The 23,368-nt window shown below is 73.1% G+C and carries 21 protein-coding genes and 1 tRNA gene; 15 read left to right on the forward strand and 7 right to left on the reverse strand.

What is annotated here, in order from left to right:
• The first annotated feature begins 122 nt into the window (after positions 1–122).
• The 9 genes from ACFZCD_RS08795 to ACFZCD_RS08835 all read left to right on the forward strand — a co-directional run bounded on the left by ACFZCD_RS08795 (position 123) and on the right by ACFZCD_RS08835 (position 9,394).
• Positions 123–866 (forward strand): SDR family oxidoreductase, encoded by a 744-nt coding sequence (locus tag ACFZCD_RS08795; RefSeq protein ID WP_391829091.1) that lies wholly within the window; start codon positions 123–125, stop codon positions 864–866.
• A 139-nt stretch (positions 867–1,005) separates the two neighbouring features.
• Positions 1,006–1,260, forward strand: a complete 255-nt coding sequence (locus tag ACFZCD_RS08800; RefSeq protein ID WP_391829092.1) for a phosphopantetheine-binding protein — start codon at positions 1,006–1,008, stop codon at positions 1,258–1,260.
• Complete coding sequence (locus tag ACFZCD_RS08805) at positions 1,260–2,483, forward strand: beta-ketoacyl-[acyl-carrier-protein] synthase family protein (RefSeq protein ID WP_391829093.1); 1,224 nt, start codon at positions 1,260–1,262, stop codon at positions 2,481–2,483. The genes ACFZCD_RS08800 and ACFZCD_RS08805 overlap by 1 nt, the downstream gene beginning before the upstream one ends.
• A complete protein-coding gene (locus tag ACFZCD_RS08810) occupies positions 2,480–3,322 on the forward strand; it encodes an SDR family oxidoreductase (protein ID WP_391829094.1) in 843 nt (280 codons plus the stop codon). Before ACFZCD_RS08805 ends, ACFZCD_RS08810 begins: the two co-directional genes overlap by 4 nt.
• A gap of 8 nt (positions 3,323–3,330) precedes the next feature.
• On the forward strand, positions 3,331–4,485 hold the full coding sequence (locus ACFZCD_RS08815) for an AfsA-related hotdog domain-containing protein (RefSeq protein WP_391829095.1): 1,155 nt from the start codon (positions 3,331–3,333) through the stop codon (positions 4,483–4,485).
• Positions 4,482–5,492: a 3-oxoacyl-ACP synthase III family protein gene (locus tag ACFZCD_RS08820; RefSeq protein WP_391829096.1), complete on the forward strand. Its 1,011-nt coding sequence runs from the start codon at positions 4,482–4,484 to the stop codon at positions 5,490–5,492. Before ACFZCD_RS08815 ends, ACFZCD_RS08820 begins: the two co-directional genes overlap by 4 nt.
• Positions 5,480–6,985, forward strand: coding sequence for a coproporphyrinogen-III oxidase family protein (locus ACFZCD_RS08825; protein ID WP_391829097.1), 1,506 nt, complete (start codon positions 5,480–5,482; stop codon positions 6,983–6,985). The genes ACFZCD_RS08820 and ACFZCD_RS08825 overlap by 13 nt, the downstream gene beginning before the upstream one ends.
• 5 nt (positions 6,986–6,990) lie before the next feature.
• Positions 6,991–8,010 (forward strand): alpha/beta fold hydrolase, encoded by a 1,020-nt coding sequence (locus ACFZCD_RS08830; RefSeq protein ID WP_391829098.1) that lies wholly within the window; start codon positions 6,991–6,993, stop codon positions 8,008–8,010.
• Positions 8,000–9,394, forward strand: coding sequence for an FAD-dependent oxidoreductase (locus ACFZCD_RS08835; protein WP_391829099.1), 1,395 nt, complete (start codon positions 8,000–8,002; stop codon positions 9,392–9,394). The genes ACFZCD_RS08830 and ACFZCD_RS08835 overlap by 11 nt, the downstream gene beginning before the upstream one ends.
• On the opposite strand, the gene ACFZCD_RS08840 is transcribed toward ACFZCD_RS08835, so the two are convergent.
• The 4 genes from ACFZCD_RS08840 to ACFZCD_RS08855 form a co-directional block, all read right to left on the reverse strand.
• Complete coding sequence (locus ACFZCD_RS08840; RefSeq protein WP_391829100.1) at positions 9,363–10,049, reverse strand: 4'-phosphopantetheinyl transferase family protein; 687 nt, start codon at positions 10,047–10,049, stop codon at positions 9,363–9,365. The genes ACFZCD_RS08835 and ACFZCD_RS08840 overlap by 32 nt on opposite strands.
• A gap of 43 nt (positions 10,050–10,092) precedes the next feature.
• The gene (locus tag ACFZCD_RS08845) at positions 10,093–12,150 is read right to left on the reverse strand and encodes a phosphocholine-specific phospholipase C (RefSeq protein WP_391829101.1); all 2,058 of its coding nucleotides are present in this window, start codon (positions 12,148–12,150) and stop codon (positions 10,093–10,095) included.
• 274 nt (positions 12,151–12,424) lie between these two features.
• Positions 12,425–12,928 carry a hypothetical protein gene (locus tag ACFZCD_RS08850; protein WP_391829102.1) on the reverse strand — a complete coding sequence of 168 codons (504 nt, stop codon included), beginning with the start codon at positions 12,926–12,928 and terminating at the stop codon, positions 12,425–12,427.
• A gap of 91 nt (positions 12,929–13,019) precedes the next feature.
• Positions 13,020–14,009, reverse strand: a complete 990-nt coding sequence (locus tag ACFZCD_RS08855; RefSeq protein ID WP_391829103.1) for a CapA family protein — start codon at positions 14,007–14,009, stop codon at positions 13,020–13,022.
• A 119-nt stretch (positions 14,010–14,128) separates the two neighbouring features.
• Between ACFZCD_RS08855 and polX the strand changes: the two genes are divergently transcribed.
• Positions 14,129–15,856, forward strand: a complete 1,728-nt coding sequence (polX, locus tag ACFZCD_RS08860) for a DNA polymerase/3'-5' exonuclease PolX (protein WP_391829104.1) — start codon at positions 14,129–14,131, stop codon at positions 15,854–15,856.
• Positions 15,857–16,056: 200 nt separating this feature from the next.
• Here polX and sigJ read toward each other — a convergent pair whose 3' ends face one another.
• Positions 16,057–16,950, reverse strand: coding sequence for an RNA polymerase sigma factor SigJ (gene sigJ / locus ACFZCD_RS08865; RefSeq protein ID WP_391829105.1), 894 nt, complete (start codon positions 16,948–16,950; stop codon positions 16,057–16,059).
• 101 nt (positions 16,951–17,051) lie between these two features.
• On the opposite strand from sigJ, the gene ACFZCD_RS08870 reads away from it, so the two are divergent.
• From ACFZCD_RS08870 to ACFZCD_RS08880, 3 genes are all read left to right on the forward strand, one after another.
• Positions 17,052–17,420, forward strand: a complete 369-nt coding sequence (locus ACFZCD_RS08870; RefSeq protein ID WP_391829106.1) for a hypothetical protein — start codon at positions 17,052–17,054, stop codon at positions 17,418–17,420.
• Positions 17,421–17,588: 168 nt separating this feature from the next.
• Entirely contained in the window at positions 17,589–18,014 is a 426-nt protein-coding gene (locus ACFZCD_RS08875) for a septal ring lytic transglycosylase RlpA family protein (protein WP_391829107.1), read from the forward strand.
• Positions 18,005–18,078, forward strand: a tRNA-Lys gene (locus ACFZCD_RS08880). The genes ACFZCD_RS08875 and ACFZCD_RS08880 overlap by 10 nt, the downstream gene beginning before the upstream one ends.
• 54 nt (positions 18,079–18,132) lie before the next feature.
• On the opposite strand, the gene ACFZCD_RS08885 is transcribed toward ACFZCD_RS08880, so the two are convergent.
• On the reverse strand, positions 18,133–19,131 hold the full coding sequence (locus tag ACFZCD_RS08885) for a trypsin-like serine peptidase (protein ID WP_391829108.1): 999 nt from the start codon (positions 19,129–19,131) through the stop codon (positions 18,133–18,135).
• 348 nt (positions 19,132–19,479) lie between these two features.
• Between ACFZCD_RS08885 and ACFZCD_RS08890 the strand changes: the two genes are divergently transcribed.
• Positions 19,480–21,384, forward strand: coding sequence for an ABC transporter ATP-binding protein (locus ACFZCD_RS08890; protein ID WP_391829109.1), 1,905 nt, complete (start codon positions 19,480–19,482; stop codon positions 21,382–21,384).
• Between the two features lie 125 nt (positions 21,385–21,509).
• A complete protein-coding gene (locus ACFZCD_RS08895) occupies positions 21,510–22,727 on the forward strand; it encodes a serine hydrolase domain-containing protein (RefSeq protein WP_391829110.1) in 1,218 nt (405 codons plus the stop codon).
• On the opposite strand, the gene ACFZCD_RS08900 is transcribed toward ACFZCD_RS08895, so the two are convergent.
• Positions 22,724–23,302 (reverse strand): TerD family protein, encoded by a 579-nt coding sequence (locus ACFZCD_RS08900; RefSeq protein WP_391829111.1) that lies wholly within the window; start codon positions 23,300–23,302, stop codon positions 22,724–22,726. The genes ACFZCD_RS08895 and ACFZCD_RS08900 overlap by 4 nt on opposite strands.
• Positions 23,303–23,368: the final 66 nt, after the last annotated feature.

The following is a 23,368-nucleotide window of genomic DNA, read 5'->3' on the forward strand; positions in this document are numbered from 1 at the left end:
CCATAGGGCTTGCCGAACAGCGCTGCCCGCTACGGGGGAAATGCATGTCGCGCAACGCTCAGTCCTGTCCCGATTCCTTACCGGCACCCCGCCCCGCCTCCCGGCCCGAAGGATCAGCCCTGGTGACGGGTGCCTCCCGCGGCATCGGCGCCGCGATCGCCCGCACCCTCGCCGCCGAAGGCCGGCCCGTCACCCTCTGCTACCGGCAGGACGAGGCGGCGGCCAAGGAGGTCGTGACGGAGATCGAGCAGGCGGGCGGCACCGCCCTCGCCGTCCGCGCCGACGTCACCGACCCCGCGGCCGTCGAAGCGCTCTTCGCCGCCGCCGAGGCCCGCCACGGACCGGTCCTCGTCCTCGTCAACAACGCGGGCATCCGCTCCGACCAGGTCTTCGCCGCCATGGAGGAGACCGACTGGCAGCCGGTCCTGGACACCGATCTCAGCGCCGTCTACCGCACCATGCGCCGGGCCCTGCCCGCCATGACCCGGGCGCACTTCGGGCGCATCGTCAACATCGGCTCCGTCCTCGGCCGGCAGTCCCTGCCCGGAACGGCCAACTACGCCGCCGCCAAAGCGGGACTCGAAGGCCTCACCCGGTCGGTAGCGATCGAGACGGCGCGCCGCGGCATCACCGTGAACGCCGTGGCACCCGGCCTCGTCGAGACCGGGCTCGTCCGCGACGTCGAGTTCCTCAGACGCTCCGCGCGCACCGCGATCCCCGTACGCCGGGCGGCCCACCCCGCCGAAATCGCGGCGTGCGTCCGCTTCCTGGCCTCCCCAGAGGCCGGATACGTGACCGGCACCACCCTGACGGTCGACGGCGGGCTCTCCGCGGCGGCGTTCGTCCCGCAACTGCCCCACGGCTGATTCCACCGAAGCCACTCCGCTTTCCGGCCCTTACGGTCACTTCTTTCCCGGCCTTTTGCCTCCTCGTTCCGTCACCCCTTCGTCTCTTCGCCCTTTTCCTTTCCGCGTTCTCACGCGCCAGCGAATCGGAGAGTTCCGCATGACCACCACTGCGCCCGACCGTGCCTCCCTGACGGCATTCGTCACCGAGTCACTGACCGATTTCGGTGCCGAACCGGACCTCATCACCCCGGACGCCACTTTCGAGGACCTGGAGATCGACTCCCTGGATCTCGTGGAACTCGGCCAGGGGGTGAAACGGCGCTTCGGCATACAGGTGCGCCCGAAGGACATGGACGGCGTCAAGACCGTGGGAGAGGCCCTCGACGTCATCTTCCGCACCGCGGGGATCTGATGGCCCCTCGCGCCGTGGCCGTCACCGGGGTCGGCGCGGTCACCTCCCTCGGCACCGGTGCCGGCCCGCTCCACCGGCGGGCCGTGGCCGGCGAGAGCGCCTTCACCGGCGGCGAAGGCCGCTGCACGGACTTCGACCCGGCCCCCGCCCTGTCGCGGCGCGAGGCCCGCCGGACCGACCGGTTCTGCCAGTTCGCCCTCGTCGCCGCCGCGGAAGCGCTGGGCCGCGCGGGCTGGGACGGCAAGCTCCCGTACGCGCCCGAGCGCGTGGCCTGCCTCGTCGGATCGGGCGTCGGCGGCCTGGAGACCTTCGAGCACCAGCAGACCGTCCTGGCCGCCGAGGGCGCCGACGCCGTCTCCCCGCTCATGGTCCCGATGATGATGGCCAACGCCGCGGCCGCCCAGATCGCCCTGCGTCACGGGCTGCGCGGCGAGAGCCACTGCGTGATCTCCGCCTGCTCCGCCGGGGCCCAGGCCATCGGCGCGGGGCTGCGCCTGATCCGGTCCGGCGAGGCGGACGCGGCGGTGGTGGGCGGCGCCGAGGCCGCGACCTCGCCCATCGTCCGCGCCGCCTTCCTCAACGCCGGCGCCCTCTCGCCGACCGGCACCTCCGTGCCCTTCGACCGGGACCGCGACGGCTTCCGGCTGGGCGAAGGCGCCGGCATCCTCGTCCTGGAGGACGCCGACGCCGCGCGCGAGCGCGGCGCCCCGGTCCTCGCCGAGCTCGCCGGATACGCGGCAAGCACCGACGCCCACCACCTCACTGCGCCCGACCCGGCCGGCGAGGGCGCCGCCCGGGCCGTCCGCGGCGCGCTCGCCGACGCCGGCCTCACCCCCGCCGGCCTGCACTACATCAACGCCCACGGCACCGGGACGGTCCTCAACGACCAGGCGGAGGCGGCCGCCCTCCGGCACAGCCTCGGCGACGCCCTCGCCCGCATCCCGCTCTCCTCCACCAAGTCGTCCGTCGGGCACCTGCTCGGCGCGGCCGGGGCCGTGGAGGCGGTCGCGACCGTCATGGCCCTCCTGCACCGGACCGCGCCACCGACCGTGGGCCTGCGCCACCCCGACCCGCAGCTCGGACCGCTCGACCACGTCACCACCGCCCGCCCCCTGACGGCGGACGGGCGGGGCCCGCTGACCGCCCTGTCCACCTCCTTCGGCTTCGGCGGCCACAACGCCGTCCTCGTCCTGCGGGCGGCCCCGGACGGGAGGGCGGCGTGATACGGCTCCCCGGCCGCCGCTACGTGGTCACCGGCGTCCTCACCAGCAGCTCCATCGCCTGGCACATCGCCAGGGAGCTCCAGCTGGCCGGCGCCGAGGTCCTGCTGACGGGCCACGGGCGCAGCCGCCGGATCACCGAACTCGCCGCCGCCGACCTGCCGAAGCCGGCCGGCGTCCTGGACCTCGACGCGACCCGCCCCGGCGACTTCACCGCCCTGGCCGCGGCGGTCGAGGAGCGCTGGCCCGCGCTCGACGGCGCCGTCCACGCCATCGCGGGCGCCCCGCCCGACGCGCTCGGCGGCGCCTTCCTCACCACCCCGGCCGAGAGCGCCGAACTGGCCTTCCGCACCAGCGCGGCGTCCCTGCACGCCCTGGTCACCGCCCTCGCCCCGCTCCTGCGGCGCGGAGCCGGCCACGGCAGCGTCGTCGGTCTCGACTTCGACGGCTCCCGCGCCTGGCCGGGCTACGACTGGATGGGCGTGGCCAAGGCCGCCCTGGAGTCCGTGTGCCGCTACCTCGCCCTCTACCTCGGACCGCAGGGGACCCGGGTCAACCTCGTGGCGACCGGCCCCGTCGACACCGTGTCCGGCCGCGGCGTCGCCACCTTCGACGCCCTCGACGCACGCTGGTCCCGCGACGCGCCCCTGGGCTGGGACAGCACGACCGCGGCCGCGGAGGTGGTGCCCGGGCCCGTGCTGTTCCTGCTCTCCGGCCTGGCCCGGGGCATCACCGGCGAAGTGCTCCACGCCGACGGCGGGATGCGGGCCGCCGGCATGGGACCGCCCGTCACCGGGGGCGGTGCCGCAGGCGAGGGGTCCGGGGGAGGCGAACGAGGGTGAAATCCGGCATGGCGAACTCCGGTACGGCGAATGCCGAGACGGCGAGCCCTGAGACGGCCGGCGACGGCGTGGCTGACGGCGAAGCCTCGGCCACCCACGCCACCGGCGCCCCCATGAAGGCGGCCGGCACCCTGCATGACATCACCCCCGCCCTGACCGCCGACCGGACCGTCCACCGCCGCCTCGTCCACAAGCGCGCCGTCGAACAAGTCCTGACCACGGCCGTCGCGGAGACCGGCGGGCGGCTGCTCGGCACGGCCCAGCTGCCGCGGCTGCACCGCCACTACAACGACACCTGCGCCCCGTACTACGACCTCCTCCTCATCGGCGAGGCGGCCCGCCAGACGGTCGAGGCCATCGTCCACGAACTCCTCGGCGTGCCCCTCGACGCCCGGTTCGTGATCAGCGACCTGGGCATCGCCCTCACCGGCCTGGACGCGGTGCGCACCGGCCCCGCCCCCGCCGATCTGCACGTGGAGCTGGAGCCCGGCCGGTTGCGGCGCCGCCGCGACGGCTCCGTGCGCAGCCTGCGCGGCACCGCGGCCTGCCGCATCGGCGGCCGCGACGCGGCCCGCTTCACCGGCACGCTGCTCTTCCTCGCCGGAGAGTCCTACGAGGACTTGCGCGCGGACAGCGCCCCTCCGCAGGCTGCGACGGCCGACAGCGTCACGCCGCCGCCCGCGGACGCCGGGACCGTGCCGCCGCCGCGGTGCGCCCCCGCCGCCGTGGGCCGCACCGACCCCCGCAACGTCGTCATCGGCGGCCTGCGCACCGAAGGGACCGCAACCGTCGCCGACATCGTGGCCGACCCGCAGGACCCCGTCTTCTTCGACCACGCCCTCGACCACCTGCCCGGCATGCTGCTGATGGAGGCCGCCCGGCAGACCGCCCTGGCCACCTGGGCGCGCACCCACGCCGTACCGGCCGGGCGGCTCCTCGCGACGTCCTGCCGGGCCCGCTTCGCGGCGTTCGCCGAGCTCTCCGGGCCGGTCCGCTGCCGGGCCCGGCCCACCGGCGCCGGCACGGTCGCGGTGACGGTGGAACAGCACGGCGAGCCGGCCGCGCACCTGGAGATCACGGTGGACGCCGTACCGGCGACGGAGCGCCCGGAGCACGAGGCCGCCCCTCCCGCGCCGCCCCGGGAGAACGGGGGCGCCCCGTGACCACCGCCACGATCGCCGGCGTCGGCGCGGCGCTGCCCGCCACCGTCCTCGGCAACGACCACTTCATCCCGCTCGGCACCTCGCACGAGTGGATCGTCAAACGCACCGGCATCCACACCCGCCACTGGCTGGGACCGGGCGAAACCCTGGCCGGCCTCGCCGAACAGGCCTGCCGGGAGGCGCTCGCCGACGCCGGGCGCGACGCCCGCGAGGTCGACCACGTCGTCGTCTCCACCGTCACCCCCGACCGGATCACCCCGGGCATCGCCCCCGGGCTCGCCACCCGCCTCGGCGCGCCCAACCCGCCCGCGCTGGACCTCAACGCCGCCTGCGCCGGCTTCCTGTACGCCCTCGACCACGCCTGCGCGCAGATCGAGTCCGGCCGCGCCCGCTGCGTCCTGGTCTGCGCGGCCGAGGCGCTGTCCCGGATCACCGACACCACCGACCGGTCCACCGCCGTCCTCTTCGGCGACGCGGCCGGCGCCGTCGTGGTCACCCCGGCCGGGCCCGGCAGCGGGGAGCGGCCCAGCTTCCGCCTCGGCTCGGACGGCCGCCACGAGGACCTGCTGTACGCGGACCCGACCGACCGTCTCCTGCGCATGAGCGGCCGCGAGGTGTACGAGTTCGCCGTCGGCACCATGGTCGAGCAGACCCGCGCCGTGCTCGCCGGCTGCGGCCTGTCCCTCGCCGACGTCGGCCTGTTCATCGGCCACCAGGCGAACGCACGGATCCTGCGGGCGGTCGCCGCCGAGCTCGGCGTCCCCGCGTCCCGTACCGAGATCAGCATCGAGCACGTGGGCAACACCTCGTCGGCGTCCATCCCCTTCGCCCTGCGGCAGGCCAGGAAAGGCGGCCGCCTGCGCCCCGGCGACCGGATCGCGATGGCGGCGTTCGGCGCCGGCTTCGTCTGGGGCGCCGGCGTCATCCGCTGGAAGGCGCTGCCCCCGGAAGCCCCGGCGCACCCCGAGCACACACCCCACCAGCAGGAGGAACCGTGTCACCGCTGACCGCGCACCCGGAGCCGTACTACCTGGGCGACAACCCGTCGCGCCCCGTCCCGTTCGACGGCGTCATGACCGTCTCGCACTACATCATGCCCAACTTCGCCACGATGGACTGGCACCAGGTCCCGCGGGAGAAGGTCGTCGAGAACATCCGCAGCCTGAGCGACCCGGGCGGCAACCTCAACGACCGGATCATGATGTACATCCACGTCCCGTACTGCAAGTCGTTCTGCCACTACTGCAACTTCAACCGGTACCACTACCCCAAGCAGGACTCGGAGCGGCTGGAGAAGTACACGGACTACCTCATCAAGGAGATCGACTGGTACATGCGCCAGCCGTACGTCCAGGCACGCGAGTTCACCGCCGTCTACATAGGCGGCGGCAGCCCGTCCACCCTCCCCGTGTCCGCCGTCGAGCGGCTCAGCGAGCACCTCCGCAAGGTCGTCCCGAACTTCGACACCATCGAGAAGTCGTTCACCGGCGAGCCCCGCACCCTGCGCCGGCCCGGCCTCCTCGACGTCCTCAAGGACCACGGCTGGGACCGCGTCACCTTCGGCATCGAGACCCTGAACGCCAAGATCCACCGCAAGATCGGCCGCCTGGACACCCGGGACGACGTGGACGCGGTCTTCAACCGGATGCGCGACCTCGGCTACACGGCGGACACCTGCGTCGACATGATGTACGACCTGCCCGGCCAGACCCTGGAGGGCTTCCAGGACGAACTCGCCGAACTGCTCGACTGCTACGACCCCGCCGAGATCGACCTCTTCACCACCATCTACCTCCCCTACCGCCCGCTGCACAAGCTCATCATGGACGGCAGGGTCGAACAGCCCGGCAGCCCCTGGCAGCTCCTCGCCATGCGCGAGCACCTCTACGACACGCTCAGCGCGGCCGGCTACCACAACACCATCGCCGAGACCTGGTCCAAGAACCCCGAACGGTCCCAGTACCAGACCGCGCACTGCGCCCGGCAGGACATCATCGGCGTCGGCTGCGCGGCCCGCGGCAACCTCCGCGACATGGTGTCGATCAACCCGGAGAAGGTCGACCAGTGGCAGGCCAACGTCGACGAACAGGGCGCCTCCACCGAGACCCTCCAGTCCATCGGCCCCGACGGCGTGCTCGACCGGATCATGGTGATGTTCCCCCGCTACAAGTCCCTGGACAAGGAGCTGCTGAACGGCTACGCCGACCGGGTCGGCGAGGACGCGTTCGCGCGCGTGCAGAACGTCATCGACGGGCACGTGGCGGCCGGCGTCATCGACGAGCACGAGGACCAGTACACGGTCAACAAGCTCGGCGTCATCTGGCACGGCAACCTGCAGACCGACTACCTGCGCCACACCCTGAACACCAAGGGTGAGGTGCTGATGAACCACCTCACCGAGACCCGCGCGGACTTCGACAACGAGGACCGCTTCGAGGTGACGCCCGAGACCGTCTACATCAAGGAACACGACGCCGAGTACCCGAGGCTGATGAAGTAGTGCCCATGAAGCAGCCTCCCGCACCGCTGCCGGTCCTCGCCCGGATCGGGCCCGCGCCCGGCGTCACGCTGGTCGCCCGCGTCCTGCACCGGCCGGAACCGGGCCGGCCGGTGGCCGTGCTCCTGCCCGCGATGGGCGCCGCCGCCCGCTTCTACCTGCCGTTCGCCCGGGCTCTGCACCAGGAGGGCCTGACGGTGGTCACGGTCGACCTGCGCGGGCACGGCGAGGCGACGCCGGCCGTGGCCCGGGGCGTGCGGTTCGGCTACCGCGAGATGGCCGAGGAGGACCTGCCGGCGGTCGTCGCCGCCGTCCGCGCGGCACTGCCGGGCCGCCCGGTCGTGCTCGTGGGCCACAGCCTCGGCGGGCAGCTGGCGCTGCTGCACGCGGCGGCCGGGCGCGAGTCCGTCGACGCGGTGGTGCTGGTCGCCGCCGGGTCCGTCTGGTACCGCAGCTTCGGCGGCCCGCGCGGGCTGCGCAACCTCGCCGCCAGCCAGCTGTTCGCCGCCCTGGCCGCCCTGATCGGCTACTGGCCCGGCAAGCGGTTCGGCTTCGGCGGCACCGAAGCGGCCGGAGTCATGCGCGACTGGGCCCGGCAGGGACGCACCGGCCGCTACCGCATCAAGGGCAGCACCACCGACTACGAGAAGGCGCTCGGCCGGCTCGACCTGCCGCTGCTCGCCGTCGGCGTGGACAACGACACCCTGGCCCCGCCCGGTTCCCGCGAACACCTGCTGTCCAAGGTGCCGCGCGCCGCGCTCGACCGCTGGCAGTACACGAGAGACGCCGCCGGCGGGAAGCCCGTCGACCACTTCCGGTGGGTACGCCACAACGCGGCGCTGTCCGCGCACGTCGCGCAGTGGGTGCGGAAGGCCACCGCCGGCTGTCCGGAGACCGGCGGGCCTGAGACAGCCCGGCCGGAGACCGCCCAATCGGAGACCGGCTCGCCGGAAAACTTTCAGCCGGACGACCTTCAGCCGGACGACGGCCAGTCGTACGACAAGAGGAGCGATCCCCATGCCCGATGAGCCGCCCGCCGAACCGCCCGCCGGACCGCCCGCCGAGTCGCCCGTCGAGCCGTCCGCCGAGCGCGGCTCGCCCCGCGTCATCGTCGTGGGCGGCGGCTGGTCCGGCATCGCCGCCGCCTGGAACCTGCACCGCTCCGGCGCCCGCCCGGTGCTGCTCGACGACCGGCCCGTCCTCGGCGGCCGCTCCGCCTCGGCCCCGCTGGGCTCCCGCACCGTGACCCTCGGCGGCAAGAACATCGGCCGCAAGTACACCTGTTTCCGCGCGTTCGCCGCCTCGATGGGCGCCCGCGAAGCGGACTGGGAGCACTTCGGCATCAACTCCTCCCGCATCGAGCACGGCCGGATCCGCACCGTCGACAGCACCAGCAAGGCCGCGAGCCTGGCCGGGCTGCTGCGCGGAATCCCACCGCGCGACCTGGCCAGGATCCTGCGCCTGGCCCGCTGCGTCCGCAGCGACCGCGCCAACGCCTTCCTCGCCGGAACCGGCTTCGACCGCCTGGCGGCCCGCACCGGCGACCCCGCGCTGTCGGCGTACTTCGGGCCGGTGCTGCGGGAGCGGCTGCTGCGCCCGGCCGTCGTCCGCATGAACGGCGCCGAACCCGACGAGACCCACCTGGGCACCTTCGGCACCAACCTCGGCATGCTCCTCGACAGCTTCGACCAGCTGACCGGCGGCTTCGACGGCATCCTCGGCCGCTTCGCGGCGACCGTCGAAACCCGCACCGGCACCCGCGTCACGGGACTCACCACCGAGGGAAACCGCATCACCGGCGTGCGCGCCGACACGGCCGGCACCCCGTCCGAGCTGACCGCCGACGCCGTCGTCCTGGCCCTCCCGGCCCCCGCGGCCGCCGAGCTGCTCGCCCCGCACCACCCGCAACTGGCCGGGCTGCTGGGCCGCGTACGGTACTTCCCGGTCTCGGTCGTCGTCGCCGCGTACGACCGGCCGGTCTTCGGCGAGCGCGTCCGTGCCCTGACCTTCCCGCCCGGCAGCCCCCTGAGCAACGCGGGCGCGTACGGGGTGGGGGACCGGCACATCGTCCGCTACACCTTCAGCGGGCGGGCCGGCCGCGCCCTGCCCCACGGCACGGACGAGCTGACCGCCCTCGCCGAGAAGGAGCTCGGCGCACACGTCGACCTCTCCGCGCCGCGCCGCACCGCCGCCGTGTCCGCCCACTGGGACCGCGGCCTCTGCGCCTACTCCGCCTTCCACTCCACGACGCTCAGGGCCCTCGGCGAACTGACCGGAGAGCTGAAGGGCCTGGCCCTGACGGGCGACTACGTACGGGGCGCGTCCGTCGAGGCCTGCTTCCGGGGCGCGTACGAGCGCACGGACGCCCTCGTCCGGACGCTCATGCCCGTGCCGCGCCCGGCCTCCGGATGACCTCCGCCGGGACGACGACCACCCGGGCGGCGGGAGCCCTGCAGGCCACCGCCGCCCGGTAGCCGTCCGGCGCGGGCAGATCGCGCACCGTCCACAGCCCCGCCGGGCCCAGCGCCTCCGGCAGGGCCAGGACGGCCGGCTCCCCGGACCGCCCGCCCGGTCCCGTCACGACCTCGGCGAGCGAGCCCGGAAAGCCGCGCCCCCAGGCCTTGAGAACAGCCTCCTTACGGGTCCACAGCCGCGCGAACCCGTCCGCGGCCCGCTCCTGCGCCGCGCTGCGCCAGGCGGCGAGCTCCGGGGGCGCCAGACACCCGGCGGCGAGCTCGTCCAGGTGCGGACGGGCGACGACGTGCTCCACGTCGGCCCCCACGGGGCCTCCCGCGCACGCGGCCAGCACCACCGCACCGCCCGAGTGGCTGTAGCTCACGTGGAGCCCCCGGTCACCGGCGAGGCGCGGCTTCCCGGCCCGGCTCCGCTCCCACTCCAGGCGCGCCGGAGGGACGCGGAGCCGCTCGGCGAGCCGGTCGCGCACCCAGGCCCGGGCCTCGGCGCGCATCCGCCGCTTGCCCGCGGTGTCCCGGGGAACGTCCGCGCCGGTGCGCAGCACCGCGGCCCACACGGTGACGCGCACCCCGCACGACGGGTCCCCCGTCACTGCGCGCCCCCTCTCTGCCCGCGCCTTGCTCCGCATCTCTCCCTTACGCCACGCGGATCGCGGGGTCGCTCACTCCCGTCCCGCCGGTCTCGACGTGCCCGGCGAAGCGGCGCAGGAACGTGGCGTCCGTGTCGGACACGACGGTCAGGTCGTACCAGCGCTTGCTGCGGTGCAGGTTCACAGCATGGACCGTGCGGCCGCCCGCAGGCACGCGGAACGTCTGCTTCCCCCCGCCGTAGGCGTCGGTGACGGTCAGGCTGCAGGCGGCTCTGCCGGCGTTCGTCATGGTCAGCGTGATCCCGCCGGTGCCGGCGTCGTGGCGGGCCGTCACCTCCGGCCCCGCGGTCTTCCCCGGGCCGCGGAAGGTGCGCAGGAAGCCGTTCGGGCCGAACACGGACAGGTCGTACGTGCCCTTGGAGTAGGCCGTGTTCCAGGTGTCGGAGAGCTGCTTGCCCGCCCCGGCCGTGTACGTCCAGGGGCCGTCCGTCCGGTTGCCGGAGGTGACCGTGAAGCACGCACCGGCCTTCTCGCCCCCGCTGAAGGTGAGCGTGAAGCGCCCGGTCGACGGGGTCGCGGAGCCGTCCACGAGCGGCGCGTACGGCAGCGGGCGCGTGGGCCGCCAGCCCTTCTCCTGGCCGGGCAGGGACGGGCCGGCGGGCGGCTTCGGCACGTAGTCGGGGTGCCGGTTGCGGTCCGGCGGCTCGTACGCCTTGGTGTCCGGCAGGGAGACCGGCCGCGTGTCCTGGAGGCTGAAGTCGAACGCCGAGGTGAGGTCACCGCAGATCGCACGGCGCCAGGGCGAGATGCTGGGCTCGCGCACCCCGAAGCGGCGCTCCATGAAGCGGATGACGGAGGTGTGGTCGAAGACCTCCGAGCACACGAAGCCGCCGGTGCTCCAGGGGGAGACCACGAGCATGGGCACGCGCTGGCCGAGCCCGTAGGGGCCGGCGCCGTAGTGGGCGTTGCCGGCGAAGACGTCGAGCGAGGTGTCCACCGTGGAGGCGCCCCGGCCGGCGTCGGCGGGCGGGAACGGCGGCAGGACGTGGTCGAAGTAGCCGTCGTTCTCGTCGTAGGTGATGAACAGGGCGGTCTTGCTCCACACCTCGGGATTCGCGGTGAGGGCGTCCAGGACCTGGGAGATGTACCAGGCCCCGTAGTTGGCGGGCCAGTTGGGGTGCTCGGAGAAGGCCTCGGGCGCGGCGATCCAGGAGATCTGCGGTAGCCGGCCCGCCTTGACGTCCGCCTTGAGGACGTCGAAGTAGCCGCCGCCCTTCTTGACGTCGGTGCCGGTGCGCGCCTTCTCGTAGAGGGGCTCACCGGGCTTGGCGTTGCGGAAGGTGTTGAAGTAGAGCAGGGAGTTGTCGCCGTAGTTGCCGCGGTAGGCGTCCCCGGTCCAGCCCCAGCCACCGGCCTTGTCCAGGCCGTCGCCCTGGTCCTGGTAGACCTTCCACGAGACGCCGGCCTTCTCCAGCCGCTCCGGGTACGTCGTCCAGCCGTAGCCCGCCTCCTCGTTGCCGAGGACCGGTCCGCCGCCCTTGCCGTCGTTGCCCGTGTGGCCCGTCCACAGGTAGTACCGGTTGGGGTCGGTGGCCCCCATGAACGAGCAGTGGTAGGCGTCGCACACCGTGAAGGCGTCGGCGAGCGCGTAGTGGAACGGGATGTCCTCGCGCGTCAGGTAGGCCATCGTCCCGGTGCCCTTGGCAGGCAGCCACTGGTCGTACCGGCCCTGGTTCCAGGCCTTGTGGCCGCCCTGCCAGTCGTGGTTGAGACCCGCGATGAACTGCATGCCCAGGTCCTTGGCGGCCGGGCGGTAGGGCAGGACCTCCCGGGTCCCGTCCGACTGGTGCCAGACCGGCTTGCCGCCGGGCAGCGTCACGGGGCGCGGGTCGCCGAAGCCGCGCACACCGCGGAGCGTGCCGAAATAGTGGTCGAAGGAACGGTTCTCCTGCATCAGGACGACGATGTGCTCGACGTCCTGGATCGTGCCGGCTCGGCGGTGGGCGGGGATGGCGGCGGCGCGGTCGATGCTGTGCGACAGTGCCGCGAAGCCCGCGGTCGCGCCGGCGATCTGGAGGAACCGCCGCCGGTTGAGTTCAGGCATGTGTCCGATGACCTCTTGGGAGTCGGGGCTGGGGCCGGAGTTCTAAGAGCAGCGAGTGCCGGGGAAGGGGCCGTGTCGTCGGTGTGACGGGCGGCGGTACGCGAGGCGAACGTAGCGGACGGTGCGTGGCAAGGGGAGACCCGGGACGGGACACCGTTGGTTGCGCGGACCGCGGTACGGCGCCGGTCGGCCACGGCGCGGGCCGGTCACGGCGCGGGCCGGTCACGGCGCGGGCCGGTCACGGAGCGGGGGCCCGGCGGTGCAGGGACCGTGCTCAGCCGTGCGTGTCGGGGGAATGCGGGGGCTCTGCGAGTTCCGGGAGCTCCGGGGAGGCGGACCAGCGGCCGCGTGCCCGGTCGTAGGACAGGGTGCGGCCCGCGCAGGGCTCCAGATCCAGCTCCAGGAGCTGCCGGTACGCGCCGGCCGGGAGGTCCGCCTCGATGACGATCCGGGCGGCGGAGCGCTCGTCCTCCAGCAGGAGCGGTTGCGGCGGCACCGGAGGCTCGCCGGGGGAGCGGCGCAGCGCACCGCCGAGGACCCTCTTCAGAGCGGTGCAGGCGTCCTGGGCGAGGAGCTGCCCGACGTTCTGCAGGAAGCCGCTGAGCGGCAGCACGACGAGGACGAGCCAGGTGAGCGGATCGCCGCGGAGGGCTCCCAGCGTGGCGCTGTGCGTCTCCAGCCCCAGCCCTGCCAGGCCGTCGGTCAGCGCCTTCCGCCGCTCCTCACCGGTCTCTTCGGTGACGTACACGCGGGCGGTCAGGGGCAGGGGGTGGCTCACCCGCCCGATGGTAGGGGGCGCGCCGGGGCGGAAGCAGCCACTCTGCGCGATATGTGACGGCCTATTCGTCGACGACTTATTCGACGACGGCCTATTCGTCCGGCTGCCTTTGGGCCTGTTCCGGCGGCCCGCTCCACTCCACGACGAGGCGGCCGCCTTCCTCCGTCACCTCCGTACCGAACGCGGCACAGGCCTGGCGGAACCGGTGGGCGATCCACCGGGCCTCCGCTGCGCCGGCGAGCCGCGTGCGGCAGAAGTCGAGGGCCAGCGGCACCCCCTCCACGCGCACGGGGCGGGGGCCGTCGAAGGTGACGAGGAAGAGCAGGCCCAGGTCGTTGCGGAGCTCGTCGTCCGTCGCGTAATCGTCGATGAAGTCCCCGAGGTCGTAGAGCACCCGGTCCGCGACGCCGTGGAAGACGTGCGCGGAGTGCCCGGCGACGAGGGTGGCGCCCGCCGCGAGGAACTGCTGTGCCGCGCGGCGGATGTAGGCGGAGGGGCCCCGGGTCATGTTCGGGCCCCAGTGCGGCGTGACCAGCGTGATGTCCGTGCCGAGGCCGGTGACGGTCCGCAGCAGCCCGGCCGGGGCGCCGGCCTCCAGCCGTGCGTAGGCGACGCCCGGCCGGTCCGGGCCCGCCGCGAAGTCCTCCGGGTGGTCGGTGACGCCGACGACGCCCAGCCGCAAGCCGCGGTGCTCCACGACCGCCGGCCGCCGCGCGGCCTCCTCGTCCCGGCCCGCACCGGTCGAGGCGATCCCGGCGCCGGCCAGATGGCGGACGGTGTCGAGCAGGGCGTCGGGCCCGTAGTCCAGGGCGTGGTTGTTGGCCAGGTTCACGCAGTCCACGCCGAGGTGCTGCAGAGCACGCACGGCCACGGGCGGCGCACGGAAGAAGAACGGCTTGAAGGGGTCGTGCCGGCGCTCGCCGCGGGCGGAGACGGCGCACTCCAGGTTGAGCACGAACAGGTCGGCCTCGTGCGCGGCGGCCACCACCTCGTCGGCGAACAGGCTCTCCGGCGGGACGGTGGCGAGCCGCCCGGCGACCTCGCGGCCCAGCATCGTGTCCCCCGCGAGTGCGAGCTTCATGGTTCAACCACCTCCCGTTTCATGGTTCAACCACGCCCCACAGCTCTGTCTTCATTGTAGGAATGGCAGGATTTCGTGTGGAATGTGTGGAGCGCGGGCCGACGGGGAACAGCAGACCCATGGCCCGGCCCAACGAAGAGGTCGAGGCGCTGCTGCAGGAGTACGCCGACCTCGTCACCATCTCCGGCGGCGACGCCTACAAGGCGCGCGCCTACGAGAAGGCCGCCCGCGCGATCGGCGGCCACCACGCCGACGTCTCCCGCCTCGACCTCAAAGGCCTCCTCGACATCCCCAACGTCGGCAAGTCGATCGCCGAGAAGGTCCTCGAATACCTGCGGACCGGCCACGTCTCCATGATCGAGGAGGCCCGGGCGGTCATCCCGGCCGGCGTGCGCGAGCTCATGGGCATCCCCATGCTCGGCCCGAAGAAGGCCATGGTCCTCTACGAGGAGCTCCGCATCTCCTCCGTCGACCAGCTCCTCGACGCCCTCCACGCCGAGAAGCTCCGCGGCCTCAAGGGCTTCGGCCCCAAGACCGAGGAGAACATCCTGCACGGCATCGCCCTGCTGCAGCAGGCGGGCGGCCGCATCCTGATCGACGCCGCCATGGACGTCGCCGAACAGATCACCGGCGAGCTCTCCGGAGTGCCCGGCTGCGAGCGCTGCGCCTACGCGGGATCGCTGCGCCGGATGCGCGAGACGATCGGCGACGTCGACATCCTCGTGGCCGCGGACCGCTCGGCCCCGCTCATGGAGGCCTTCACCGCACTGCCGGTCACCGCCGAGGTCATCGCGCACGGCGAGAAGAAGACCTCCGTCCGGACGACCAAGGGCCTGCAGGTCGACCTCCGCGTCCTGCCGCCGGACGCCTGGGGAGCGGGCCTGCTCTACTTCACCGGTTCGAAGGCGCACAACATCCGCATCCGCGAGATCGCCGTCCGCCACAAGTACAAGCTCTCCGAGTACGGGCTCTTCCACGCCAAGAGCGGCAAGAAGATCGTCTCGGAGACCGAGGAGGAGGTCTACGCCCGCCTCGGCCTGCCCTGGATCCCGCCCACGCTGCGCGAGGACAGGGGCGAGATCGCCGCGGGCCTGAAGGACGAACTGCCCGAGCTCGTCGACGAGGGCGACATCCGCGGAGATCTCCACACGCACACCGACCTCACCGACGGGGTGTCCCGCCTGGAAGACATGGTGGCCGCAGCGGCAGAGCGCGGTTACGCGTACTTCGCCGTCACGGACCACGCCCCGAATCTGTACATGCAGCGGATGACGGACAAGAAGATCCTGGCCCAGCGCGAAAAGGTGCGGGCCCTGGACGGCAAGCACCGCCGCATGCGGCTGCTGCACGGCACCGAACTCAACATCGGCCCGGACGGCGACCTGGACTGGCCGGACGACTTCCTGGCCGGCTTCGACCTGTGCGTGGCCTCGGTCCACTCGCACTTCAACCAGACCCGCGAGGAACTGACCCGCCGCCTCGTACGAGCCTGCGAGAACCCGCACGTCTCGATCATCGGCCACCCCACCACGCGCCAGATCGGCAAACGCCCGCCCATCGACGCCGACTTCGACGCCGTCTTCGCAGCCTGCGCCCGCACCGGCACCGCCCTGGAAATCAACGCCCACCCCGAGCGCCTGGACCTCGGCGACGAGGAGATCCTGCGCGCCAAGCGCTACGGCGTGAAGTTCGCCGTAAACACGGACGCACACTCCGTCGTCCACCTGCCCTACATGCGCTTCGGGGTAGGCACGGCCCAGCGCGGCTGGCTGACAAAGGACGACGTCATCAACACCTGGCCGCTCCAGAAGCTACGCCGCTTCCTGCGACCGGCTGTACGCCCCTGACTCCTGACGGCTCCCCCTGTCCGCGCGGCGTGGCACCGACTGCTGGGACACTGCCCCCAACCGCTCTTCGTTCGGCTCGAACGCCGCCCACGTGGCCGGCCGACGGACCGAGCCGGAGAGGAACGACACCAGCCGCCCCGGAGGCCTTGCCGCCGACGCGCGCCGAAAAAGTCTCTGAATCACTGGCATTGCGCCCGGCTCTACCGTGCCCACGGCCGCAGCTTTTCCGGGTTGCGGACCACCCAGATGCGGGTGACGCGGCCGTCGGTGACATCGAACGAGGCCACGGTCGCGACGACGCCGGCGCGCCGGGCCACCAGGCCCGGTACACCGTTGACCGACCGCTCCAGGAGCTCCAGTCCCGGAGCCAGGTCGGCGATGGCGACCATGTACTGGGCGATGCGCGCGCCGCCCTCGAGCGGGCGCAGGACGGCGCCGGCCATGCCGCCGCCGTCGGCGGTCATCACGGCGGTCGGGTCGAGGAGGCTGACGAGGGCCGCGATGTCCTTGGTCTCCCAGGCCTCTTTGACGTGCCGCACCACGTCGGCCCGGCCGGCCGCCGGCGCCGGGGCGCGCTCGGCGCCCACCCGTCGCCGGGCGGAGGACGCCAGCTGCTTGCAGGCTGCGGGGGTGCGGCCGAGAACGCCGGCGATCTCGGCGAACGGGTACCGGAAGACGTCATGCAGGACGAACGCCACCCGTTCGGCGGGCGTCATCGACTCCAGGACGACGAGGAAGGCCATGTCCACCGACTCGTCCAGGACGATCTGGTCGGCGGGGTCGGCGCCACCCGCGTGGTCCCACTCGGTGCGGTCGGGCAGCGGCTCGGGCAGCCAGGCCCCGACATAGCGTTCACGGCGGGCCCGAGCCGAGCCGAGCAGGTCCAGGCAGATGCGGCTGGTCACCGTCGTCAGCCAGGCGCCGGGCGACAGGATCTCCTCCTGCCTGCTCCGCGGCAGCCCGTACCAGCGGGCGTAGGCGTCCTGTACGGCGTCCTCGGCCTCGGTCACCGAACCGAGCAACCGGTACGCCACATTGATCAGCCGGCGTCGCTCGCCGGCTGCCCCGCCCGCGCCCGCCCCCACAGTCCCCATGCTTCCGGCCGCCCCCTCGCCTTACCTTCCGCAGGCCCGCTTCGTCGAACCGGTGAGACCCTATCGATCTACTGCCCGATGGGCGGAAACGAGACGGTGACATGGCCACTCAGACGGCGGCGAACGCGCGACGCGGCGCCTCGTTCCTGCGGATCGCGATCACCCTGCAGACCCTGACCATCTTCCTCCAGGCCGTCTCCGCCGGGCTGCTGCTGACCTCGTCCTACGGAGAGACGTTGCACAGCGTCGGAGCCCGGGTGATGTACGGGGCGTCGATGCTCTACCTGCTCGCGGCGGTGGTGGCGTGGAAGCGGGGCGGCGGTTCGGCGCGGCACGTCCGGCACGCGTCGGGATTCCTCGTACTGGCCTCGGCCCAGGTCGTGCTGGGCGTCGCGCACGTGCCGTCGGTCCATCTGCCGCTGGGGGTTCTGATGTTCGGGCTGAGCGTGCTGGCGCTGGCCCGGCGCTGAGTCCACACCTCCCGGCGAGGGATTCCGCGTCGCGCGCGGGGCAGCCGGGCGTGCGCCGATCGGCTGCTCCGGTGTGCCCCGGGGACTGGAATGCGGCCGCAGCGGTCACGATTCCCCGTACGTGCGGGTGGCAGGACCGCCGCCCCGAACCAGCGGAGCGGAAAGCCCATGACGTGTCCCGGGGCGCCCGGCCGTGTCGCGGCCGTCGTCGCGCTGGCCGCCGCCCTGGCCCCCTCCGCCGCGCTTCCGGCCCGCGCGCGCGGCGGCGACCTGCCGCAGACCTGCATCGCCTCGTGGTACGGCGCCCCGGAGGACCGGCCCGGCCGCCGGACCACCGCCGGTGGCGAGCCGTTCGACCCGCAGGCGATGACCGCCGCCAGCCGTGACCTGCCCTTCGGCACCGTCGTACGTGTCTCGAACGCCGTCACCAGCGCCGCGGTCACGGTACGGGTCAACGACAGGGGGCCGTGGGCCGCCGGCCGCTGCATCGATCTGACCCGGGCGGCGTTCGGCGCGATCGCCGACCTCGACCAGGGACTCGTCCGGGTGAATATCACCGTCCCTCGTACGGTAGTATTTCTCCCGCGCCGCTAGCTCAGTTGGTCAGAGCGGCTGACTCTTAATCAGCAGGTCCGGGGTTCGAGTCCCTGGTGGCGCACGCGAAGAAGGGCCTCCGCCGGATGGCGGGGGCCCTTCGTGCCGTGGGGGTGCGTCAGCTCGTCTGCTGTGCCTGGTCGTAGAGGGCCTTCGCCTCGTCGCCGAAGTACGGGCCGAACATCGTGTTCGGGAGGAAGGTGTAACCGAAGCTGTTCACGGACGCCTGGAGTCCGGTGCCGGTGGCCTCGTCGAACGACGCGAACCAGGGGCCGCCGCTGGAGCCCGCGGTCATGTTGCAGCTCAGGCCGTGGTCCTTGGTGAGCAGGAAGTCCTTGGTGGAGTTCCCGCTGCAGTGGATGAGCTTCGTGCCGTCGTACGGGGCCGCCGCCGGGAACCCGAAGGCGTACATGGCCTTGTTGTAGTCCCCGTTGAACTGCAGGCCCTGGCCGCCGACGGCGTCGCCGAGCCGCTTGCCGCCCAGCGGGGCCACGACCGCGGCGCCGACGTCGTAGTTCATGTCCTCACTGGCCACCCACTGCGGCGTGGACAGCGTCTTGACGGCCGTCCAGGTGCCGTAGGGCGCCTGCCCGTCGTGGTAGCCGGGGACGAAGGTCCAGTTTGTGTGCCAGCTGTTCTGGTACTTGACGCAGTGCCCGGCCGTGATCACGGTGCTCGCGTTCCGGCTGGTGACCGCGTCGGCCGAGCAGGAGGCGTTGCGGCCCTTGAAGGAGAAGAACACCCGGCCCGAGGTCTTCGCGACGGCGCCTCCGCCGGTCCACGGCCCTCCCGCCTGCGGGAAGGAGGCCAGGGACGCCGGGGAAGCGGCCGCCGGTGCGGTGGCGGCGACCGTGCGGACATCGCCCCGGGCCGCCGGGGCGGAGAACGTGCCGGGGGCGGCGGCGGGCAGGTCGAGCGGGGCGGCCGTGCGCATCCGCTCCGGGGTCCAGTAGTCGCTGACGGAGTGTTGCGCAGCCGGCGTGGCGGCCGCGACGTGCACGGCGGGCGCCGCGGCCCGGGCCCGGGCCGCTCCGGCCGCCGCGGCCTGGGTGCCCGCGGTGGCCAGGGCGCAGGCGGCCAGCAGCACACCTGCGGTCGTTCGGCGGGATCGTCTCACGCGTCCTCCTTCTGCGGTGGGGATACGGCGAGCCGAGGAAGAGCGGATCGAAGGGCGAATCGAAGGGCGGATCGAAGAGCGGATCGAAGAGCGCTGAAGAGCATCAAGCACTGAAGAGCATCGAAGAGCGCTGAAGAGCGGGGTGCGTGAGGCAGGGTGCCACGGGCGGCCAGTATTTGACAGGGGCGCGTCAATCTCATCCGGGATCCGTACGTGACGACCGTTCAGAAGGACCACGTTCGAGTGGATTAAGGGCGTTCACCCCTATCGCGACCGCCGCATGCGCCATGGTGCAGACGATCACTGTCCGGAGCCCGTCGTCACCAGCCGCGAGCAAGGGGATTCACGTTGTCCGCCGAGACCACCGAGACCACCGAGGTACATGAGGAATTACGCTTCCGCTCCCCGACGCTGACCGCCTTCCAGAAGAGCCCGCTCACCGCCCGCGCGATGGGCCGGCGCCTGCCCCAGCTCGTCCGCAAGGCGCTGGGCCTCGCCTGGCGCGTGGACAGACGCGCCGTCCTGACGCTCCTCGTCTGCCAGGTGCTGTCCGGCGCCTTCGAGGCCTTCGGCCTGCTGGCCACCAGCAGCACCATCACGGCGCTCATCACCTCGGGCCACATCCACGACCGGCTCGTGGACGCCCTGCCGTCCATCGGCCTCCTCGCCGGCGCCGCGGGCGTCCGGGCCCTGCTCGCCATCGCCGTCACCAACATCTCCAGCCGGCTGGCCCCCCGGATCTCCCGCGAGGCCGAGCTGCAGATGCTCGACGCCGCGATCAACGCCGAGCTCGCCGCCTACGACCACCCCGGCTTCAACGACAAGCGCGAGGCCGCGGACCGCGGCGCGGACGTCGCCCAGGACCTGCTCACCGAGTCGCAGGACCTGATGGCCTGCCTGGCCTCCCTCGTCGCCGCGGCCGGCGTGGTGACGCTCCTGCACCCGGTCCTGCTGCCGCTCCTGCTGCTCGCCACCCTCCCGCAGGGCATCGCCAGCGTGAAGGCCGCACGGGTCCACTACCAGACCTCGCGCGCCCTGAGCGCGGACCGCCGGGTCCTCAGCCACCTGCGGTGGCACGTCACCGACAAGGTCTTCGCCGACCAGCTGCGCTCGGGCACCATGGCCGGGTTCCTCCTCGGCCGCTACCGCTCCATCGGCGACCGCATCCACACCGCCACCGACCGGGCCGTCCACCAGGGCGCCCGGTACGCCCTCGTGGGCGCCGTGGCCGGCGGCATCGCCTCCGGCCTGGTGTGGGGGGCACTGGCCCTGCTGCTCGGCACGGGACGCATGTCGCTCGCCTCGGCCGGCACGGCCGTCTTCGCGCTGCGGTCGGTCGGCTCGTCCCTGCGCGGCATGGTCGGCTACGGCGCACGCCTCTTCCGCACCGGCCTCTACCTGGACGACTGGGCCGAGTTCATCGACGAGGCCGGCGGCCACCGCATGCAGCGCGGCGCCCTGGCCCCCGACGCCCCCAAGTCGGTCCGGGCCGAGTCCCTCACCTTCTGCTACCCCGGCTCGGACCGCCCGGCGCTGCAGGACGTCAGCCTGGAGGTGCAGCGCGGCGAGGTCCTGGCCCTGGTCGGGGAGAACGGCTCGGGCAAGACCACCCTCAGCAAGCTGCTGACCGGCCTGTACCTGCCCACCGGCGGCAAGGTCACCTGGGACGGCACCGACACCGGCGAATTCGCCCCGCAGGCCCTGTGGCGGCAGACCGCCGTCGTCCCCCAGGACTTCGCCCACTGGCCCCTGTCCGCCCGCGACAACATCACCCTCGGGCAGGCGCACGAAGGGGACGGCGTCATCCTCGAAGCCGCCGCGCACGCGGGCGCCGACGAGGTCGTCAAGGAGCTCCGCAGCGGGCTCGACACGCTCCTCGCCCGCGAGTGGTTCGGCGGAGTGGAGCTCTCCGGCGGCCAGTGGCAGCGCATCGCCATCGCCCGCGCCTTCTACCGCCCGGCCGGCCTGCTCGTCATGGACGAGCCCACCAGCGCTCTGGACGCCCGGGCCGAGCACCGCATCTTCGCGGGGCTGCGCAAGGTAGCCCAGGAGCGGGCCGTCGTCCTCGTCACCCACCGCCTCGCCAACGTCGCCGTCGCCGACCGCATCGTGGTCCTCGACCACGGCCGGGTCATCCAGCAGGGCACGTTCGCCGAGCTGGTCAAGGAACCGGGGCTCTTCCGGGAGCTGTGGTCCCTGCAGAACGACCGGGGCCCCGCCGAGCACGAGGAGGCCGGCCGCACCGTGCGCTGACCGCCCCCGTAGCCGACCCGCAGCCGCCCCGTGCGTCACCCCGTACGCACACCGGGATCCGCCGGCCCCCAAAGCGGCCTCCGGAAGCCGACCCCCGAAGCCCACCCCGGACAGAGAGGCCCGCCATGACCAAGCGCACGCCGAGGGCGACCGGCGCGGTGAGAGCCGCACTGGCCGCACTGGCCGCCCTCCTGGCAACCGCCGCACTGGCCGGGGCCGCGCCGGCGCCACCCGCTCCGGCGGGCGCCGCCGTCCCCGCCGTCCCCGCCGCGCGCCTCGGAGGGCACGAGCGCACCCGGGCCGCCCTGGACGCCGCCGTCGAAGCGGGCGTCCCCGGCGCCCTCGCGCTCGCCCGCGACCCGCAGGGCACCTGGCGCGGCTCCGCCGGCGTCGGCGACCTGCACACCCGCCGCCCGCGGCTGCCGGGGGAGCACTTCCGCGCCGGCAGCATCGGCAAGGCCTTCGTCTCCGTCGTCCTCCTCCAGCTGGAGGCCGAACACCGGCTCTCCCTGGACGACACCGTCGAGCAGTGGCTGCCCGGCCTGGTGACCGGGCACGGCAACGACGGCCGCAGGATCACGCTGCGGCAGCTCCTCCACCACACCAGCGGACTGCACGACTACACCGACGACCCCGGCATCGTGCGGAACCTCACCACCACCGCCTTCCTGGAGCACCGCTACGACAGCTGGACGCCCCGGCAGCTCGTGCGGATCGCGACGGCCCACGCGCCGGACTTCCCGCCCGGCACCCGCTTCTCCTACAGCTCCACCGGATACGTCCTCGCCGCCCTCGTCGCCGAGAAGGCGACCGGACGCTCCTACGAGGAGGAGGCGGAGCGCCGCATCATCGCGCCGCTCGGCCTGCACGCCACCCACCTGCCCCGCCACGAGCGCACCATCCCTGCCCCCGCCGGCCGCAGCTACAGCCGGTTCACCGACGACCCGGACCACGGGATGTACGACGTCACCGACTTCGACCCGTCGGTGATCCGGGCCACCGGCGACCTGATCAGCACCTCCGCCGACCTCGACCGCTTCCTGACCGCCCTGCTGCAGGGCAGGCTGCTGCCCCCGGCGCAGCAGCGGGAGCTGAAGACCACCGTCCCCACCGGCGAGGGCGAGGGCGTGGAGTACGGCCTGGGGCTGTTCCACTTCACGCTCTGCGGCACGGAGCTGTGGGGGCACACGGGCTTCTTCCCCGGGACGCAGAGCGTCGCCTACGTCTCCGCAGACACCCGGCGCAGCCTCGTCTTCAACTTCAGCACCGACGCCCTGGGCGACACCGACGCCGCCGGCGACGTGATCAAGGCGGAGTTCTGCGCCGCCGCTGCGGCTCGCTAGCCGCGGCGGCCCATCGCCGCGGCGAAGGCCTCCGGGTCGGCGTCGAACCCCCGGACGGCACGCCGGCACTGCCACACGCCTCCGTCGTTGCGCACGAACTCGACGACGGTCGCCGCCGTCGCCCCGGCGACCTCCGAGAAGTCGTCCGAGACGAGCTCGGTGTAGCCCTCCACGACCCGGACCCCGGTGTTCGGCACGTCCCCGAAGGTCTTGCGCCCGTCGCCCTGCTGTATGGCCACCCCCACGACGACACGGGCGTACGAGGCCGAGAGCCGGTCGAGCTCCAGCGTGATCACTTCGTCGGAGCCGAAGCCCATGCCGGTCCGGCTGTCACGGTTGAGGATGATCGTGCCGTCGGGCGACAACCGGCTGTCGAAGTGGACGAGATAGGCCGGCTTGCCGTACGGGTCCTCAGCGGTGTACGTGCCGGCGATGATGTCGAGGTCGTTGTCGGGCATGCCCAGCGGGCTCGGATCCCACTTCAGCGACACCTGGACCTTGCCCAGCCCCTTGCTGAGGCTGCTGCCCGTCCCTTCGTTGACGCTGTTGCCCGTCCCCTTGTTGAGTCCGCTCACCCGATGTCCCCTCCAGCTTCCGTTCCTCATGCTTCCCCCACCTTGCCGCCGGAACCACCGGCGCCG

This window comes from Streptomyces sp. NPDC008001 (assembly GCF_042958085.1).
Lineage (GTDB): Bacteria > Actinomycetota > Actinomycetes > Streptomycetales > Streptomycetaceae > Streptomyces.